This window comes from Psychrobacillus antarcticus (assembly GCF_029533155.1).
In the GTDB taxonomy this organism is placed as follows: domain Bacteria; phylum Bacillota; class Bacilli; order Bacillales_A; family Planococcaceae; genus Psychrobacillus; species Psychrobacillus antarcticus.
Genome location: NZ_JAIZDB010000018.1, coordinates 1 through 20350, shown reverse-complemented (window position 1 = coordinate 20350; position 20350 = coordinate 1). Strand labels below are relative to the sequence as shown.

Here is a 20350-nt window from a genome sequence, read left to right as displayed (position 1 = left end):
TGGAGCAGGGTTTTAAATTGTGGTCTCAAACTTTGCTAGTATATAATAATACATAGTAGTTTAATAGGAATAGTAAGCAGAGGAGCGGATGATTTGTCTAAAATATATATAATCCATGAAAATGATGAGTGGACAGTACATTTAACAAAACGATTAGAAGAATTGAATCTTCCCTATGAGTCGTGGCATCTAGATCAAGGAATTGTGGATTTAACAACAGCTCCCCCGAGAGGTGTTTTTTATAACCGAATGAGTGCATCTTCTCATACTAGAGGGCATAGATACGCACCAGAGTTAGCTGGTGGAGTACTGTCTTGGTTAGAGCTTCATGGAAGAACAGTATTTAATGGAACAAAAGCTTTAAGTTTAGAGCTAAGTAAGATCAATCAATATACAGCGCTTGAAGCAAGCGGGATTAGAACACCAAAAACTATTGCGGCTGTTGGCAGTGAACAAATTATATTAGCTGCTCAAAAACTTGAGAAAACGCCATTTATCACGAAGCATAATCGTGCTGGTAAGGGACTAGGTGTACAATTATTTCAAACGGTAGTAGCATTGGAAGCTTATGTGAATGGGCCGGCCTTTGAAGAACCTGTAGATGGAATAACCCTTATCCAAGAATATATCCAATCACCAGAGTCCTATATTACGAGAGCGGAGTTTGTTGGTGGAAAATATATTTACGCTGTTCGAGTAGATACGTCGGAAGGTTTTGAATTATGTCCTGCAGATTCTTGCCAAATTGGAGATGCTTTCTGTCCAGTAGGTGAAGAACCTGCAATGAAATTTGAGATTAAGGAAGATATAAGCGCATCTTGGATTGAGCGCTATGAAGCGTTTTTGAAAGCAAGTAAAATTGATGTTGCAGGTATTGAATTTATTAGCGATGCAAATGGAGAAGTATATACGTATGATGTGAACACAAATACGAACTACAATGCAGATGCGGAAGCTAAAGTAGAGAAATACGGCATGCTTGAGCTTGCGAAGGTTTTAGGTACTACTTTAGAAAATTCTAAAATAAACGTTTAATAGCATGGACTGTCTTTTTGGTTGTTGTCTAACCAAAAGGACAGTCCTATATTTGTTTATCAATGAATTCGTTGAGTTTACATAGTATCGAAAAAGGAAATAGATTAGGTTAGGAGGTTTTATAATGAATAAATTTGATGCAGTTATTATTGGCTTTGGCAAAGGTGGAAAAACGTTAGCTTCTGAGCTCGCAAAAAATGGTAAAAAGGTTGCCGTGATCGAGAAGTCTTCTGAAATGTATGGGGGAACATGTATAAACATTGCGTGCATCCCAACAAAATCGCTAGTTCATTCTGCGGACAACAGAAAATATTCCAACATAGCTAGAAAGGAGTTTTATACAAATGCTGTTCATCAAAAAGATGAGCTAACTTCTTTATTGCGAAATAAAAACTTTCATATGCTGGATGACCAGAATAATATAACGGTAATTACAGGGGAAGCAACTTTCTTAAGTGATGAAAAAATAGAAGTGAAAACTTCAGAGGAGCAATTTGAAGTTACAGCCGAACAGATTTTCATTAACACTGGTGCCACACCAATTGTGCCACCAATCGACGGCTTGGAAAATACTAATTTCGTTTATAATTCCACAACTTTACAAGAGTTGGAGCAGCTTCCTGAAAAACTAATTATTATTGGTGGTGGGTATATCGGATTAGAGTTTGCTTCCATGTACGCAAATTTTGGATCAGAAGTGACAGTCATAGATGGCAATGAAGAGTTCCTACCGAATGAAGACAGGGATATTGCGGCAGAAGTGAAAAAAGTATTAGAAGCAAAAAGTATGAAAATTGTACAAAATAGTAAAGTAGAATCCGTAAAAAATCAAGACGGAGGAGTTCTTGTCACTTACAAAGAGGGAGATTCGCTTCGTGAAGAATATGGCAATGCTACCCTTCTTGCGACAGGGAGAGTGCCAAACACAGAAAACCTAGGATTAGAAAATACTTCCGTAGAAGTGAATGATCGTGGAGCTGTTGTAGTGGATGACGCATTAAAAACGAAAGCGAAAAATATTTGGGCATTAGGTGACGTCAATGGAGGTCCACAGTTTACATATATCTCATTAGATGACTTTCGTATTGTAAAGGATCAGCTTTTTGGAGATGGCTCCTATACAAAAAAAGAAAGGACTAACATTCCATACTCTGTTTTCATCGACCCTATATTGTCTCATGTCGGGCTCAATGAAAAAATGGCAAAGGAAAAAGGAATTGAATATAAGGTATTATCCATGCCAGCAGCTGGAATTCCAAGAGCTCGAATATTGGAGAAAACAGATGGCTTGTTAAAGGCATTAATTGACCCACAAACGAATGAAATATTAGGTTGCACACTTTTTTGTGCTGACTCCAGTGAAATGATTAATATAGTAAAAGTGGCAATAGAGGCTAGGTTACCCTCCACATTTCTACGTGACAACATATTTACCCATCCAACGATGAGTGAATCCTTGAATGATTTATTTAAGGAATGATATAGGACGATGACAAAGTGAAACGGTCGTATAAAGGGAAGAGTGGGCGCATAATCGATTGCGGGCGGATAGGGCAAACTGTCGGGCGTTCAGCATACACTCCTGGTGCTCGTACCTTTTGTCCATTAACATGTGGCCTCCTTGTGTAATTCCAATAAAGAAATATAATAGAGGAATAGAAGCAACTAAGGGGGTATACATATGAGCTTATTTGCATTTGGAGCTATCTCATTGGTTATTTTGTTTGGGTTATTTGCACTGGCTATCGCAATATTTGTGTTATTGAAGATGTCTAAAAAATAAAAGAGTGATTTATCCATATTAAAATGACTATCTGATCGTAAATCGATTGGATAGTCATTTTTTATGGATAGCTTGCTTCGATTATATTTTGTGGGGTTCATACTAATATCGAAATGTTTAACGTTTTTTAGTAGTAGATTTATTCTAACCCAAATTCATACGTTGATAGCGTCCGCGGATAATCTGATAGACACCATATAAAATTAGTCCAATTGCTACTATAGCTAGCAAAAACTTTCCGAAGGGCTGGTTTGCTAACTCTGTCAAAGCACCCCCAAACCCTTTAGATTCTTCGGAATTATTAGTATATGCTGTGCGAATAAAGAAAAATCCGATCATACTTATAACAGTCCCTCTTGAAATAAGACCAATTTTCCCTGTTATTCTAGCAACATTTCGTTCCATACCATTCATTTCATAGGTTTTGAATTCAGACATGAATTTCTCTTTAATACCACTATAAAGTTCGAAAGCACCACATCCAATAATTATTGCACCAACTATTCCAACTAACCATATACCAAATGGTTGTTCCAGTAACTTAATGGAAACGTTTTTCTCTGATTCACTATTACCAGCATTTCCCGTATGGCTCGCCAGTTTTATAGCTCCATATGATAAATTTGCATAAATGACTCCACTAATGAAGTAACTCGTTCTTTTTATTAGACCTTGTACATCAGTTCCTATATTATTAGGATCTTTAATTGCTAATATAAAAACCCAGAGGATATAACCGAATAAACCTATTCCAATAATCCATAAAGCAATTTCCCCGAATGGTATTTCAGAGATTGATTGTAGTACACCAGACGTTCCGGTCATCTCTCCTCGGGGTCCAAATGCAGCTAAAGCTGCGAGAATGCCGATCATTCCATACACAATACCTATAGTCATATAACCGAAGCGACCAAAGCGTCGTACCCAAGGTTTCGCTTCTCTCATTTTATGTTTTGGCCCGGATGATTTTAATGATACATCCATATATTCGACACTTCCTCTACTATTCTCTTATTTATAAAGTACCCTTTTTCTCACTAAATAGAAACCCAATCTAGCAACCAATATATGCTAGATTGACAGAATTCTTAACCAAAAGAGGATTGATATATTAATCAGCATAACTCTGGAGTTATAAAAGTTCCCATTGCTTGCCTACTCATTGTTTTTAAAAGAGATAACACTTTGTTATAATTAACATAAAACTAGTTACATAAGTTTCTATCTTGGAGGATATAAAATGAAGTTGGTTTCATGGAATGTGAATGGCATAAGAGCCTGCGTGAAAAAAGGATTTCTCGAATATTTTAATGAAGTAAACGCTGATATTTTTTGTTTGCAAGAAACAAAGCTGCAAGCTGGCCAAATTGAGCTACCCCTAGACGGCTATGAACAGTATTGGAATTATGCCTTGAAAAAGGGCTATTCTGGTACTGCAATTTTTACGAAGATAAAACCGATTTCTGTTAAATATGGTGTTGGTGATAACGTTTCAGATGACGAAGGTAGAATTATTACGCTGGAGTATGATCAATTTTACTTGGTGAATGTATACACTCCGAATGCTAAACGAGATCTAACAAGACTTCCATATCGACTGGAATGGGAAGATGAAATGCGTACTTACTTAATAACACTTAATGCTATAAAGCCTGTAATTATGTGTGGGGATTTAAACGTGGCTCATGGCGAATTAGATTTGAAAAACGCTAAATCTAATAGAGGTAACTCAGGGTTTACAGAACAAGAACGTGGCAAAATGACAGATTTACTTGCAGAAGGATTTGTAGATACATTTCGTTATTTTTATCCGGATACAGAAGGTGCCTATAGTTGGTGGTCCTATATGAATACGGTAAGAGAGCGTAATATTGGCTGGAGAATTGATTATTTTATTGCGTCAGAAAAACTTGCGGCTTTATTAAAGGATGCTTCTATCGATTCTCTTGTACTTGGAAGTGATCATTGCCCTATCATTTTAGAGTTGAAGCAGGGATGAGGGTAGAACAATATATTTCTTCAAAGGGTATAATACTTTAGTTAAATAGAGTACAATACTTTTAAATCAAATATTATGGAGGTACTAATAGATGAATGCTTTAGCAACGCAATTAAACGAGAAAATACAAAAAGAAAATCCTGCAATTTACGATATGTTATCGGATTTAGGTAAAAATTTGTACTATCCAAAAGGAATTTTAAGTCAAAGTGCGGAAGCAGGAAAAAAAGCACATCGATTTAATGCTACAATAGGTATTGCAACGGAGAATGGCGAACCGATGCATTTCCGTCATATTCAAAAGAAATTAGATTATAAACCAAGTGATATATATCCATATGCAGCTCCTCAAGGTAAAGAGGCTTTACGTTCGTTATGGAAAGATAAGCTATTGGTAGAGAACCCATCGATGAAAGGCAAATCGATTGGTAGACCGATTGTAACTAGTGCACTAACACATGGCTTAAGTATCGCAGCAGATTTGTTTATGGATGCTGGAGATGTGTTAGTAACACCACAGCAATACTGGGGTAATTATAATACGGTATTCCAAATAAGAAGAGGCGGCCGTGTCGAAACGTTCCCTTTATTCAATGAAGCTGGTGGTTTCCATGTAGATGCTTTCCGTGAAACACTTGCGAAGCAAACGGAAAAAGCGATTGTTTTGTTAAACTTCCCTAACAATCCTACCGGTTTTACCCCTTCTGTAGAAGAAGCAGAAGCAACCGTTCAGGTGTTGAAGGATGCTGCTGAAGGTGGCTTGAAATTAGTTGTTTTACTAGATGATGCATATTTCGGATTATTTTATGAGGATTCTATTAAAGAATCTTTGTTCGGTTTATTAGCTGATAGCCATGTAAATATCCTGCCAGTAAAAATTGATGGTGCCACGAAAGAAAATTATGTTTGGGGTTTACGCGTTGGGTTCATCACGTATGCAGCGGCTCCCGAGACATTAGATGCTTTAGAGCAAAAAACGAAGGGTATTATTCGTGGAACTGTTTCCAGTGGATCTCATATTTCTCAAACGATTATTTTGGAGTCACTTCAATCCGAAGAGTTTTTACAAGAAAAAGAAGAGAAATTCCAAATCATGCTTGGTCGAGCTGTAAAAACGAAGCAAGTCCTTGCGGATGAAAAATTCGCACAGCATTGGACTTATTATCCATTTAACTCAGGATACTTCATGTGCTTGAAGTTAAATACCATCGATGCTGAAACGTTACGACTGCATTTACTCGATCAATATGGTGTAGGTGTAATCGCAAGCAATAAAACAGACATCCGTGTAGCGTTCTCCAGTGTAGAAGAAAACGACATTCAAGCGTTATTTGATCTGATTTATGAAGGCTGCAAGGATTTAACTAAATAAGATTTGATAAGCAAACTGTTCAAGAGCCTAAACTCTTGAGCAGTTTTTTTTGTCTCAGAATATAAAAGGGACGGCATTTCTTCAAAATTTGAAACATAAACTATTTAACTAGGATTTATTAATAGATTGGAAGGAGAGTCAGATGAAAATTAAAGGGTTATCGGTATCCGCACTAATATTTATAGGTACATTAATTACACTTGTAGCTTTGTTTATGATATATCTAGTAGTAAGTTTTGAAAACTTGGGTGGAGGGAACGAAGAAGTTCCATATGCAAGCATAATAGTAAAAGAAGTAGCAGAGAAAGAAGAAACAGAGAAAGAAGAACCAGAGAAAGAAGAACCGGAGAAAGAAGAACCAGAGAAAGAAGAACCAGAAAAAGAAACCAAAGTTGTACCTAGTCCATCTAATCCAGATGAAAAAGTAAAGTATGCTTCAACAGAATGGACAACACATGGTGGAGATTACTACAACAGACGTTATTCCATGCTAAACCAAGTTACTACAGAAAATATTGGAGATCTAAAACCTACTTGGGTTAGTAGCTTAGGAGGATCCGGAGCAGAAGGTAAATACTCAGGTGAAGCAACTCCACTAGTAGTGGATGGTGTCATGTATATTGCAACGGGAGCAAATGACGTATTTGCAATAGACGCAAAAACAGGGGAACAAATCTGGGCATATAAACCAGATATTCCACAAGAGATGGATACAGTATGTTGCGGATGGACAACACGAGGTGTTGCCGTTGGTGATGGTAGAGTATACGTGGGATTACTTGATGCTCGCTTAATCGCACTTGACCAAAAAACTGGTGAATTACTATGGGAAACAGTGGTAGCAGAGTGGGAAGAGGGTTATACCATTACTAGTGCACCACTTTATTACAATGGAAAAGTCTATACAGGGGTGTCTGGTGGAGAGTATGGAATTCGAGGCCGAGTGATGGCATATGATGCTGATTTAGGCTTTGAGGTGTGGCGTTTTTATACAATACCAGGTCCAGGAGATATTAATGGGGATACTTGGCCTTCTGATAACGATGCTTGGTTAACTGGTGGAGGACCAGTATGGAACACACCGGCAGTCGATCCAGAGCTTGGGTACATTTACTTTGCAACTGGAAATACTGCTCCAGATTTAGACGGTAGTAACCGAGAGGGAGATAATCTATATGCGAACTCTATCGTTGCGGTGAATGCGGAAAATGGGGATTATGTATGGCATTTCCAAGAAGTACATCATGATATTTGGGATATGGATCCTACTAGCCCAGTTATTTTATTTGATGTAGAAATGGACGGAGATATGCGTAAAGGTCTTGGGCAAGCGGGTAAAACTGGTTGGGTTTATCTCCTAGATCGTGCAGATGGAACACCATTAGTTGGGATTGAAGAAAAACCAGTGCCACAAGATGAGCGTCAAAAAACAGCTGCTACTCAACCGTTTCCAGTCGGGGATTCATTTGTCCCACAAGGTGTAACGGAAGAAGACGTGAAAAACGATTTAGACCCTGCATTTACAGGTGAAATTGGTAGTATTTTTACTCCGTTTTGGGATGTACCAGTAACACTTAAACCCGGACCGTTTGGAGGAGCAAACTGGCCACCTTCCGCATACAATCCTGATACTGAGTATTATTATGTATTAGGTAATGATCACTACATGTCATTTGAAAGAAGTGAATTAAGTGAGTTTAAGGAAGGTGACGCTTATTTTGGAAGCGTTTTTGGACCAGTTCAAAATGCACCAACAAGAGGGACAGTTACTGCAATTGATGTAAAAACTAATAAAATTGCTTGGCAACAAAATTGGGATGCCCTAGCTTATAGTGGAGTCTTAACTACGGCTGGAAATCTAGTATTTGTTGGTCATAACGACGGACGTTTAATCGCATTTGATGCGAAAACAGGGGAGCAAGTTTGGGAATATATGATGGATGCAGGTGCAAATGCTCCATCTGTCACTTATGAAATAGATGGTGAACAGTATATTTCAATCTATGCTGCAGGTAATGCCCTTGCTGGAACAACGCACGGCGACAAAATTTACACATTTAAATTGGGAGGAACTTTACCTGAAGGGCAAGTGATTGATGCTTCAGCTAAAGGTAAAGCTCCAGTTCCTGAAAAAGAGACAGGTGAAACAGTTAGTGCCGATGCTGGGCTTACTGCATACAAAAATAGTTGTATTGCTTGTCATGGAGACCAAGGCGCAAATGGTCACAATGGCCCAAACTTACAAAATAGTAAAGTAGCAGAAAATAAAGAAGACGTTCTTGACCGAATTACAAATGGTAAAGGTGCAATGCCATCATTTAAGGATACACTTACAGCAGAAGAGATAGATGCAATAGCAGAATACGTTGCAACTATCGTTTCTAAGCTAGACGATAAAAAATAAATCAAAAGAGAAGGGACAATACAGGCAAGAGGAAAAGCCCATGTCCATATTATAATAAAATGAAGAAAGTGAAATTGCCTTTGCGATTTCACTTTTTTCATTGATTGAGGCTACTTCCGTCCCAGCCACTTTTTTATTTCCCTACAGAAATGTAATCGTTAACAACTATTGTAAAAATAATCTGATTTATATTGCCATTAGTAAATTAGTAGGAGTATAATAGGTTTGTAAATTATGTCTAAAATGTGAACTATGGGGGTACTTAGTATGAGGAAAGAAAGTTCAGTCTGGAAACAAATCTTTATTGGTTCGATTATTACTTTTGTAATAATCTTTGGTCTATATTTTTTAGCTAGTGAAGACGAAGAGGAAGTAGCAGACCAAGGGGTTTCAGATGTAGAAAAAGTTGTTGTCGAGGATGACAAAGATGGTTCAAAAACTGATGGTAAAGAAGCACCTAGTCCATCTCGACCAGATATAGAGGTAGAATATGCGACTAATGAATGGACTACGAATGGTGGAGATTACTTCAACAGACGTTATTCCATGCTAAACGAAATCACTACTGAAAATATTGGGGATTTAAAACCAACTTGGGTTTCAAGTTTAGGATCTGGTGCAGAAAATAAACATTCTGGCGAAGCCACTCCACTTGTAGTGGACGGAATTATGTATATTAATACTGGGGCTAACGATGTTTTCGCAATTGATGCTAAAACAGGTGAACAAATTTGGGCCTATACACCAGATATTCCACAAGAAATGGATACAGTATGCTGTGGATGGACAACTCGTGGGGTGGCAGTCGGTGATGGTAAAGTATATACGGGTTTACTTGATGCTCGTTTAGTAGCACTTGATCAAAAAACAGGTGAAGTCTTATGGGAATCTAAAGTAGCTGAATGGGAAGAAGGCTACACGATTACTAGTGCACCACTTTACTATAACGGTAAAGTTTATACAGGTGTTGCGGGTGGAGAATATGGGATACGTGGTCGTGTTATGGCATATGATTCAGACCTAGGTTCAGAAATATGGAGATTTTATACAATTCCGGGACCAGGTGATATAGATGGAGATACTTGGCCATCTGATAATGATGCTTGGTTAACCGGGGGTGGACCTGTTTGGAACACTCCTTCAGTCGATCCAGAGCTTGGGTACATTTACTTTGCAACTGGAAATACTGCTCCAGATTTAGATGGAAGTAACCGTGAAGGGGATAACCTTTACGCCAACTCTGTAGTCGCAGTAAATGCCGAAAATGGGGACTATGTATGGCATTTCCAAGAAGTGCATCATGACATATGGGATATGGATCCGGCAAATCCAGTTGTTCTATTTGATGTTGAAAAAGATGGAGAAATGCGTAAAGGTCTAGGACAAGCTGGTAAAACTGGTTGGGTTTATTTCTTAGATCGTACTGATGGGACTCCACTTGTAGGAATTGAAGAAAAACCAGTTCCACAACTAGCTGAACAAAAAACAGCCGCTACACAACCAATTCCTATTGGGGATGCATTTGTTCCACAAGGTGTTACTCAAGAAGATATTGATCGTGATTTAGGGGATGAATTTGAAGGGCAAGTAGGAGATATCTATACTCCATTTTGGGAGGAACCAATTACACTTAAACCAGGACCTGCCGGTGGTGCTAACTGGCCGCCATCTGCTTATAACCCAGACACGGAGCTATTCTATGTTTTAGGAAACGATACTTACTTTTCTTTTGCTAGGCAAGAAGAGGAAGCATATGAGGAAGGGTCTATGTATATTGGTAGTATAATGCAACCAGTATCGAATGCCCCACAACGTGGAACAGTAACTGCTTTGGACGTAAAAACAAATAAAATTGTGTGGCAACAAAATTGGGATTCTCAAGCATACAGCGGTATCTTAACAACGGCTGGAAATCTAGTATTTGTTGGTCATAACGATGGGCGCTTAATCGCGTTCGATGCAAAAACAGGCGAGCAAGTTTGGGAATATATGATGGATGCAGGTGCAAATGCGCCATCAGTCACTTATGAAATCGATGGTGAACAGTATATTTCTATTTATGCTGCAGGTAATGCGCTTGCAGGTAGTAAACACGGAGATAAAATATACACATTTAAATTAGGTGGAACTTTACCTGAAGGACAAGTGATTGATGCTTCAGTTAAAGGTAAAGCTCCAGTTCCTGAAAAAGAGACAGGTGAAACAGTTAGTGCCGATGCTGGGCTTACTGCATACAAAAATAGTTGTATTGCTTGTCATGGAGACCAGGGCGCAAATGGTCACAATGGTCCAAACTTACAAAATAGTAAAGTAGCAGAAAATAAAGAAGACGTCCTTGATCGAATTACAAATGGTAAAGGTGCAATGCCATCATTTAAGGATACACTTACAGCCGAAGAGATAGATGCAATAGCGGAATACGTTGTAACTATCGTTTCTCCGTTGGGAGATTAATAATAAAGGTTTGACCAGTCATCCTCGGATGGCTGGTTTTCTTTTGTGATAGAGGATTCCTCCGTAGGACGTGTATGCGCAACTTACATCGTACTATCCGCAGCATCTAGCCGTGTATGCGCAACATTGGAAGGATTACGTACAACATTCAACGCTATATGCGCAACATTACCGGAGTCGTTACTGCACTTCAAAGTAAGCCTTTTCAGGTTGATTGAGTCACACTTTGAGAGTAGGGTTACTTGGCAAGAAAAAGGGTAAATAGTGTATACTTAGTTCAATAGTTATGAAAAAGGGGATTTTTATGAAAAAAATTTATCCGGATGACGGTTTAGCATTACATACTGATTTATATCAAATAAATATGATGGAAGCCTATTGGGCAGATAATATGCATGAACGCAAAGCGGTGTTTGAATTATTTTTCCGCAAGCTACCATTCGGTAATGGTTACGGTATTTTTGCGGGACTAGAGAGATGTCTTGATTATTTACAGAATTTTCACTTTACCGACAGTGATTTAGAATATTTGCAGGAAGAGCTTGGGTACAAAGAAGACTTTATTGCGTATTTGCGTACTATTCGTTTTACTGGAAATGTATATTCGATGGTGGAAGGGGAGCTAGTATTCCCAAATGAACCGATTATGCGAATTGAATCTACTCTTGCGGAAGCACAGCTAGTAGAAACAGCCTTACTTAATATCGTCAACTATCAAACGCTAATAGCGACTAAAGGTTCTCGTATTAAACAGGTGATAAAGGATGAAGTTGCAATGGAATTTGGTTCTAGACGTGCCCAAGAGATGGATGCGGCGATTTGGGGAACTAGAGCTGCATACATAGGCGGAATAGATGGAACTAGTAATGTTCGTGCAGGGAAAATGTTTGGAATTCCTGTTACCGGGACGCATGCCCATTCATTAGTACAATCGTATAAAGATGAATATGCAGCTTTTCATTCCTATGCGAAGCGCCATAAAGATTGCATATTTTTAGTGGATACATATAATACACTGAAAACGGGAGTGCCTACAGCTATAAAAGTAGCGAAAGAGCTTGGTGACAAGATTAACTTCATCGGTATCCGTCTCGATTCAGGTGATATTTCATTTTTGTCGAAAGAAGCAAGGAAAATGTTGGATGAAGCAGGTTTCCATAATGCGAAAATTATTGTTTCCAATGATTTGGATGAATATACAATTCTAAACTTAAAAGCACAGGGGGCCAAGGTAGATAGCTGGGGTATCGGAACGAAGCTAATCACCGCGTATGATCAGCCTGCACTTGGCGCTGTTTATAAAATTGTTTCGATTGAAAATGAAGCAGGGGTAATGGAAGATACGATTAAGATTTCCTCCACTACTGAAAAAGTTACAACTCCTGGTCAGAAAAAACTTTATCGAATTATCGATAAAGAAAATGGTAAGGCAGAAGGTGACTATATCACGATGCACGATGAAGATCCAACGCATGAGGAACGTTTAAAAATGTTCCATCCAGTGCATACATTTGTCTCCAAATTTGTGACGAATTTTGAAGCAAGGGATTTACATGAAAAAGTGATAGAAAATGGCCAAGTAATTTATGAAATTCCTGCGTTAACTAAGGTTCGTGAATACGCATATGATAACCTTGATTTATTATGGGATGAGTACAAACGCTCTTTAAATCCAGAGGAGTACCCAGTGGATTTAAGCCAAAAATGTTGGAATAACAAAATGCGTAATATACAAGAGATCAAGGAAATGGAACATAATATTATTGATCAAAATGGAGGAAGGTACTAATGTCAGCTAAACAACAAGAAATTATAGCAGCGTTAAAAGTGAAACCGACCATTGATGTACAAAAAGAAATACGTATTAGTATTGATTTTATGAAGGACTATTTAAAAAAACATCCATTTTTGACAAGTATGATTCTAGGTATTTCAGGTGGTCAGGATTCTACCTTAGTAGGTAAACTTGCACAACTTTCAATAGAAGAATTAAATAAAGAGCTTGGAGAGGAAAAATATTCCTTTATAGCAGTAAGTTTACCTTATGGTGTTCAATTTGATGAAACCGATCGGCAGGATGCACTGGATTTTATAAAGCCGAGTAAGCGTGTCACGATAAATATAAAAGAAGCAGTAGATGCTAGCAATAAGGCTTTAGAAGAGGCTGGTATTATCCTATCAGATTTTGCTAAAGGGAATGAAAAAGCTCGAGAGCGTATGAAAGCACAATACTCTATCGCAGCAATGTACAATGGAGTTGTTCTTGGAACGGATCATGCAGCAGAAGCTGTAACTGGTTTCTATACAAAATTCGGAGATGGCGGAGTAGATATTACCCCAATCTTCCGCTTAAACAAGCGCCAGGGTAAGCAGTTATTGAAGGAATTAGGATGTCCTGAGCATCTTTATACTAAAATTCCTACGGCTGATTTGGAAGAAAATAGACCCGCTCTACCTGATGAAGTTGCGCTTGGAGTAACATATGAAGAAATTGATGATTATTTAGAAGGTAAAAAAGTATCGAAGGAAGCTCAAGAAAAAATGGAAGGCTTCTATAATCGATCCATGCATAAGCGTCATTTACCAATCACCGTTTTTGATGATTTTTGGAAATAACACCTAAGCCAGAATAATAAAAGTCGAGCTGTCGATTATAAAGACAGCTCGATTTTTTGTTTTCTATTTGTACTGAAGGCAAATTTTGGTTATGCTTATACTGTATTGTATAAATTTTCACGCAAGTCTATTTATAAGAGATCTGAGGGGGAAAATGGATGAGAGAACGAGCGCAGATAGCAGCAATTATTGAAAATATAGAAAAAGTAATGATTGGTAAAAAAAATATTGCAGAACTCGCAGTAGTTGCATTATTGGCGCAAGGGCATGTGTTACTAGAGGATGTTCCAGGTGTAGGTAAAACGATGATGGTTCGTGCACTTGCCAAATCAATCGGAGCAGATTTTAAAAGAATTCAATTCACACCGGATTTATTGCCTTCGGATGTATTAGGTGTATCTATTTACAATCCAAAGGAAATGGAATTTGAATTTAGACCAGGTCCTATTATGGGAAATATTGTGCTTGCAGATGAAATCAATCGTACGTCTCCTAAAACGCAATCTGCGCTTCTAGAAGGTATGGAAGAGGCCTCCGTTACAATCGATGGCGTGACGATGCCAATTCCGAAGCCATTTTTTGTTATGGCAACGCAAAATCCGATTGAACATGAAGGAACCTATCCACTACCAGAGGCACAGTTAGATCGCTTCTTATTAAAATTAAAGATGGGCTATCCGCATCCTAGCGAAGAAATTGAAGTATTGAATAGATTAGAGCATGCATCACCAATTGATACACTAATGCCTGTCATTTCTCTGGAAGAATTAATCGAGCTGCAAAGACAAGTGAAGCTAGTAAAAGTAGATGAAACGATGAAGAGCTATATTGTTGACCTGTCAAATCGTACAAGACAGGATACATATATTTATCTTGGGGTAAGTCCTCGTGCATCTATTGCACTTATGCGTGCATCACAGGGTCTTGCCATGCTTTATGGTAGAAATTATGTTACTCCTGATGATATTCAGTATTTGATGCCTTTTGTTTTTGGACACCGTATCATTTTACGCCCAGAAGCACGATACGATGGGATTTCTTCTGAAGAAGTGCTTAATCGAATTGTGAAGCGAACACCAGTCCCTATCAAGAGGAAAATAAGTCAATGACGCAATTGCTTAATCGGTGGAAGAAGATTCGAGGAGTAGTAGGCGTACTATTTCTACTAGTAGTAGCATTTGTGTATGCCATGTTTCAAGGGGGATTTGTTAGTTGGTTTTTGTTTTATTTAATCATTCCTATTTCTTTATACTCGCTGCTGTTATATATGAATTCGTTGGCCGATATCGTTGTGGAGCGAATAATTGAAACGCGTAAAGTTCAAAGTGGTGGTAGGTTTTCAGCAACCATTCGCGTGATCAGAAAAAGTCGTTTTCCGCTTATGTACGTTCAACTCGAGGAGAAGGTCAGTTCTACTCTTGCTACAGAGGCTTCTTGGAAACAGCTTACCTTTTGGGGAATGAAAAAAGAATTTACATGGACCTATGAAATAGAACATATTCCACGTGGTGAGCATGTTTTAGAGGGGACGAGTATTCAAGTAAGCGACTTGTTTGGGTGGGTGAAAAAGGAAGTTTTTATAGCCAATCCTAAAACGATTTTAGTATTTCCTAATTTGACAGATATGGTCTATATACCAATTGAAACGAGCTATGACCAAGGAGCAGCTGCTTCTAGAATTCAGGCAGTGAAAGATACATCAATGGCGACTGGAATTCGATCGTACCAACCTGGTGACCGGGTATCGTGGATTCACTGGAAATCCTTTGCAAGAACACAAACGTTAAAAACAAAAGAATTTGAAGATCGTCAATCACAGGAAATGTTCGTGTTGGTCGATAGAACTCCTTCCCCTTTGTTTGAGGAAGTGGTCGATTTAACGGCTTCCATTATGCAGGCAATCGTTAGACACCAAGCATCCTCGGCATTTTTGTCAGTTGGAGTGGATCGAATGTTTTTACCTGAAGTTCAGACGGACCAACATCTACAACGAGTGCTATACCATTTAACAAAAGTAAGAGATGACTTAAAGAAACCGATAGATCAGGTGATTTTGCATGACCAATCGCTATCTAATGCGACCTCCCTTTTATATGTGACTAGTAAGTTAACTTATGAATGGATGGATAGTGTACAGAAGAATGCAACGAACCTCCGAGTTTGTACTTGCTTTGTCATAAAAAACAAAACTGAAAAAAACACCAGTGATGAGAATGCCATGTACAAATATGCAGCAAGTAGAGGCTTTCAAGTACAGTCCATTACAAAAGATCGCTTTGCCCAAGCCTTTTTGGAGGTGAAACGCTCATGACTAAAAAAACACAGCAAACGATCGTTTCTATATTTATTTATTTATTTGTTTTTATCCTAATGATGGAATGGTTAAAGCCGGTAATCGACCTAACAGATACAGGATTCTTAGCCTTATTTGGTTGGTTTTTAATGATCTCCTTTGCATTTTACCTATTAAAATTGAAATGGGTGTACGCATTTCCAGTTAAGGTAGTATATATTTGTTGGGTAATTGTACATATCTATACAGATTTATCTTTCTTATCATTAGAAACTTTTAAGTTCATTTGGGGCATGTTCGTAGAAAATATTGTTTCTCTTCTAACACAAGATTGGGTACAGGTTACGAATCCCTTCCGAACATTTTTGTTTTTCATCTTACTATGGATGACTACTTACTTATTAAACTATTGGATTCGAATACGCAAAAACTTAATGGTATTCTTTCTATTTACGGTTATATTTATAACGATTTTAGATACGTTTAGTCCATATAGTGGTGAGAAAAGTATCGTTATCGTATTAACTTCTGGTTTTATCATTTTAGGTTTGTTATATACTCAAAAAATAATGCATGAGCAAGAAGGAAAGCTTCCCGGTGCGTTTTTAGTAGCATGTATTGGAAGTTTGTTAAGTATCGTAGTTCTTAGTAGTGCCATTGCCTATGCATTGCCGAAAGCAGGTCCAAGTTGGCCAGATCCAGTGCCTTTTCTGCTGTCAACTAGTCCAAATGCTTCGAATGGGGATGATGGACGAGGCTTAGGTGGAGCTATGCAAAAAGTTGGATATGGGGAAAACGATGAACGCTTAGGAGGAGCTTTTGCCGACGATGATACCCCGGTATTTTACGCAACTACTCCAACGAAGCAATATTGGAAGATTGAAACGAAGGATACGTACACTTCAAAAGGGTGGGTTAATTCACCAACTGAATCTCCAATTATTACGATTTACAAGTTGGGAGAACCGATAAAATCTGATATTGCACCTGGAACTGAAGATGAATCATTAGTGGCAAAAATTTTAATGTCCCGGTCTTATCCTTTTATCATGCAGCCTTATGGAATCGAGCAGGTGGACTCAGAGCAGCCGGTTACTTTATCGTTGAATGAAAGAAATCAAAAGCTGAATACATTTAACGGGGCCGATGAAACACCTGTTGGAGCATATAATGTAACGTACAATGAGCCGACTTATAGCTTAAAAGCACTTAGGGAAACGGTACCTACAAACTTAGAAGGGTTACCTAGTGAATTCGATCGCTATTTGCAGCTTCCTAAAACGTTGCCAACAAGAGTAAAAGATTTGGCAACTTCTATTACTTCAGATAGTGATAGTTTATATGATAAAGCAAAAGCAATTGAACGATATTTTCGATTAAATGGTTTCAGCTATAATCAGGACATGGTCGCTGTTCCTGACGGCGACACGGATTATGTGGATCAGTTTTTATTTGATACAAAGGTAGGCTATTGTGATAATTTCTCGACTTCGATGGTTGTGTTGTTGCGTTCGGAAGGAATTCCTGCTCGTTGGGTGAAAGGCTTTGCGTCAGGAGAAGTGATCGAACGCCAAAATGGACTTCCTGTTTACGAGGTAACCAATAATAATGCGCACTCATGGGTAGAGGCTTATTTTCCAAATGTCGGTTGGATGACATTCGAACCAACCATTGGATTTTCGAATGCCGTCAATCTCAATTATGATATAGATACAGAAGCAGATGAATTGGAAACACCTGAAAATACCCCAGAGGAAACTCCCAAAAAAACTCCGTCTGACAAAGAGGAGAAGGAAGTTTCTAAAAGCTTCACAGAAATCATGAGCACTATTGCTAAATGGATCTCTGATAACAAAGCACTTATTTTTTGGACGATAGTTGGGTTGGCATTATTATCTATGTTTGCGTATCGGCACCGGAGAAAGTGGTTATCAAAAATATTAATACCGGTTAACCGAATGAGGAAAAATGATTGGGATACGTTTGAAAAAATGTATCATCAGTTATTAAAACAATTGGATTCATATGGAATAAAAAGAGAGCAAGGACAGACGTTATCTGCATATGCAAAATATGTAGATGCCAACTTTGGAGAAACACATATGCGCAAACTAACGGCTGTATACGAAAAAGGTTTATACGGTAATAATCGCGATGGTATAAATTATGAAGTATTGAGAGAAAGTTGGGAAAATTTAATCAATCAGCTTAGCGGTTGATTTTGAGGGCAACTACCTGTAAACTAAAGTCAAATAAAATGACCAATGTTGCCCTCGTATATGTCCGATAATATGGTTCGGATGTTTCTACCAAGTTGCCATTAACAACTTGACTATGAAGGTGGATGCAGTCATGTCTTTTTTAGACATATGCATTCACCTTTTTGATGTAGAAAACATAGACGCGTAGAAAGAGGTATGCTTTCTAACGCGTTTTTTATCATTAATTAGGACCGGGGTACAAGTTGGATTACTTAGAAGAAGAGGTGGAGCTAATGTCTTTAACACCATTGTTAAAAGAGCAAGAAAAAATTGTTGTTCTAGATTTCGGAAGTCAATATAACCAACTAATTACGCGTCGTATTCGTGAGTTTGGCGTTTATAGCGAACTACTACCGCATACAGTAACTGCGGAAGAATTGAAAAAAGTGAATGCAACAGGAATTATCTTTTCAGGTGGTCCGAATTCCGTTTACGATGAAAATGCATTTCATATTGACCCAGCAATTTACGATTTAGGAGTGCCGATTTTAGGTATTTGCTACGGAATGCAGTTAATGGCTCAGCACTTCGGTGGAAAAGTAGAAAAAGCTTCTCATAGAGAATACGGTAAAGCGGAGATCAATGTAAAAAACGCAACGTATTTATTTGGACAACTTCCAGAAAATCAAGTTGTGTGGATGAGTCATGGAGACCATGTAACAGTGGCACCTGAAGGCTTTGAAGTTATTGCAACAAGTCCATCTTGTGAAGTGGCTGCAATGGCAAATGAAGCGAAAAACTTCTATGCTGTACAATTCCATCCAGAAGTTAGACATTCTATTTACGGAATTGAGTTAATTCGCCAATTCGTATTTAATATTTGTCATGCTAAAGGTGACTGGTCGATGGAAAGCTTTGTTGAAATGCAGATTCAAAACATTCGCCAAGAAGTTGGGGACAAAAAAGTTCTTTGTGCATTAAGTGGTGGAGTGGATTCATCCGTTGTTGCGGTATTAATCCATCAAGCAATTGGTGACCAGTTAACATGTATGTTTGTAGATCATAACTTAAACCGTAAAGGTGAAGTAGAACAAGTTATGAAGACTTTCACAGAAGGCTTTAACATGAACGTTATTAAAATAGATGCACGTGAGCGTTTTATGAATAAATTAGCTGGTGTTACCGATCCAGAGAAAAAACGTAAAATTATCGGAAACGAATTTATTTACGTTTTTGATGAAGAAGCTTCTAAGTTAGACGGGATGGACTTCTTGGCACAAGGTACTCTCTACACAGATATTATTGAGTCTGGAACGGCAACAGCGCAAACGATCAAATCTCACCATAACGTTGGTGGACTTCCTGAAGATATGCAGTTCAAACTAATTGAGCCGCTAAAAACTTTATTTAAGGATGAGGTACGCGCATTAGGACTAGAACTTGGTATTGACGAAAAAATCGTTTGGCGTCAACCTTTCCCAGGCCCGGGTCTAGGAATTCGTGTATTAGGTGAAATTACAGAAGAAAAATTAGAAATCGTTCGTGAATCTGATTTCATCCTTCGGGAAGAAATTGCAAAAGCTGGACTTGACCGTGATATTTGGCAGTACTTTACAGTGCTTCCTGACATCCGCAGCGTTGGAGTAATGGGCGATGCACGCACGTACGACTACGCAATCGGTATCCGTGCAGTAACATCTATTGATGGAATGACTTCTGACTGGGCACGTATCCCATGGGACGTTCTAGAAAAAATAAGTGTCCGTTTAGTCAATGAAGTTCCTCATATTAACCGCGTAGTGTATGACATTACGAGTAAACCACCTGCAACTATTGAGTGGGAATAGGACTGACATTTTAGATACTTAATATGTCTTGTAAATCCCTATAAATCAACGTTTGTTGTAGGTTACTCTAAAGTAATTCTTACTAACGTGCTACTATTTATTATTAAAATAAACTCTCTTTTATTCGTGTATTTTTGCGAATGGAAGGGAGTTTTTTTGTGACTAAAATTCTAGAACTAATAGATGACTTCCAACTAAATCAGCAAATAGAAGGAAGAAAAGAAGAGTACATTTACCTTTGCACTTACCGTTTGAATAGGTGGAACAATTATATGAAGAGTGAGTTTCACGTTGAAGATGCAGAAGAAGTTAAACCAATTCATATAAAAAAATATATTCAGTTATG

General features: G+C 38.2%; 13 protein-coding genes, 2 pseudogenes and 1 riboswitch. Of the genes and pseudogenes, 13 read left to right on the top strand and 2 right to left on the bottom strand.

From position 1 onward, the window contains the following. Positions 1 to 93: 93 nt before the first annotated feature. Positions 94 to 1035 carry an ATP-grasp domain-containing protein gene (locus tag LDK52_RS11420; RefSeq protein WP_277586101.1) on the top strand — a complete coding sequence of 314 codons (942 nt, stop codon included), beginning with the start codon at positions 94 to 96 and terminating at the stop codon, positions 1033 to 1035. A 124-nt stretch (positions 1036 to 1159) separates the two neighbouring features. After that, on the top strand, positions 1160 to 2515 hold the full coding sequence (locus LDK52_RS11415; protein WP_277586100.1) for an FAD-containing oxidoreductase: 1356 nt from the start codon (positions 1160 to 1162) through the stop codon (positions 2513 to 2515). Between the two features lie 447 nt (positions 2516 to 2962). On the opposite strand, the gene LDK52_RS11410 is transcribed toward LDK52_RS11415, so the two are convergent. Further along, positions 2963 to 3802 (bottom strand): DUF1206 domain-containing protein, encoded by an 840-nt coding sequence (locus LDK52_RS11410; protein WP_277586099.1) that lies wholly within the window; start codon positions 3800 to 3802, stop codon positions 2963 to 2965. A gap of 256 nt (positions 3803 to 4058) precedes the next feature. Between LDK52_RS11410 and LDK52_RS11405 the strand changes: the two genes are divergently transcribed. Then, a complete protein-coding gene (locus LDK52_RS11405; RefSeq protein WP_277586098.1) occupies positions 4059 to 4817 on the top strand; it encodes an exodeoxyribonuclease III in 759 nt (252 codons plus the stop codon). A 91-nt stretch (positions 4818 to 4908) separates the two neighbouring features. After that, positions 4909 to 6189, top strand: coding sequence for an aminotransferase class I/II-fold pyridoxal phosphate-dependent enzyme (locus LDK52_RS11400; RefSeq protein ID WP_277586097.1), 1281 nt, complete (start codon positions 4909 to 4911; stop codon positions 6187 to 6189). 138 nt (positions 6190 to 6327) lie between these two features. Here the strand turns inward: LDK52_RS11400 and LDK52_RS20120 are convergent. Next, positions 6328 to 6528, bottom strand: a pseudogene (locus tag LDK52_RS20120) (hypothetical protein); the annotation flags it as partial. Between LDK52_RS20120 and LDK52_RS11395 the strand changes: the two are divergent. From LDK52_RS11395 to LDK52_RS11355, 9 genes and pseudogenes are all read left to right on the top strand, one after another. Continuing rightward, a complete protein-coding gene (locus LDK52_RS11395) occupies positions 6434 to 8593 on the top strand; it encodes an outer membrane protein assembly factor BamB family protein (RefSeq protein WP_407081815.1) in 2160 nt (719 codons plus the stop codon). The pseudogene LDK52_RS20120 and the gene LDK52_RS11395 overlap by 95 nt on opposite strands. 267 nt (positions 8594 to 8860) lie before the next feature. Next, the gene (locus tag LDK52_RS11390; RefSeq protein ID WP_277586095.1) at positions 8861 to 11047 is read left to right on the top strand and encodes an outer membrane protein assembly factor BamB family protein; all 2187 of its coding nucleotides are present in this window, start codon (positions 8861 to 8863) and stop codon (positions 11045 to 11047) included. Between the two features lie 304 nt (positions 11048 to 11351). Continuing rightward, positions 11352 to 12836: a nicotinate phosphoribosyltransferase gene (locus tag LDK52_RS11385; RefSeq protein ID WP_277586094.1), complete on the top strand. Its 1485-nt coding sequence runs from the start codon at positions 11352 to 11354 to the stop codon at positions 12834 to 12836. Continuing rightward, complete coding sequence (gene nadE / locus LDK52_RS11380) at positions 12836 to 13663, top strand: ammonia-dependent NAD(+) synthetase (RefSeq protein WP_277586093.1); 828 nt, start codon at positions 12836 to 12838, stop codon at positions 13661 to 13663. The genes LDK52_RS11385 and nadE overlap by 1 nt, the downstream gene beginning before the upstream one ends. Before the next feature lie 158 nt (positions 13664 to 13821). Then, entirely contained in the window at positions 13822 to 14772 is a 951-nt protein-coding gene (locus LDK52_RS11375) for an AAA family ATPase (protein WP_277586092.1), read from the top strand. Further along, a complete protein-coding gene (locus LDK52_RS11370) occupies positions 14769 to 15974 on the top strand; it encodes a DUF58 domain-containing protein (RefSeq protein ID WP_277586091.1) in 1206 nt (401 codons plus the stop codon). Before LDK52_RS11375 ends, LDK52_RS11370 begins: the two co-directional genes overlap by 4 nt. Then, positions 15971 to 18175 carry a transglutaminase domain-containing protein gene (locus LDK52_RS11365; protein WP_277586090.1) on the top strand — a complete coding sequence of 735 codons (2205 nt, stop codon included), beginning with the start codon at positions 15971 to 15973 and terminating at the stop codon, positions 18173 to 18175. The genes LDK52_RS11370 and LDK52_RS11365 overlap by 4 nt, the downstream gene beginning before the upstream one ends. Positions 18176 to 18209: 34 nt before the next feature. Continuing rightward, a riboswitch (purine riboswitch) is annotated at positions 18210 to 18311 on the top strand. 139 nt (positions 18312 to 18450) lie between these two features. Next, complete coding sequence (guaA, locus tag LDK52_RS11360) at positions 18451 to 20004, top strand: glutamine-hydrolyzing GMP synthase (protein ID WP_277586089.1); 1554 nt, start codon at positions 18451 to 18453, stop codon at positions 20002 to 20004. Between the two features lie 158 nt (positions 20005 to 20162). Further along, positions 20163 to 20350, top strand: a pseudogene (locus LDK52_RS11355) (tyrosine-type recombinase/integrase); the annotation flags it as partial.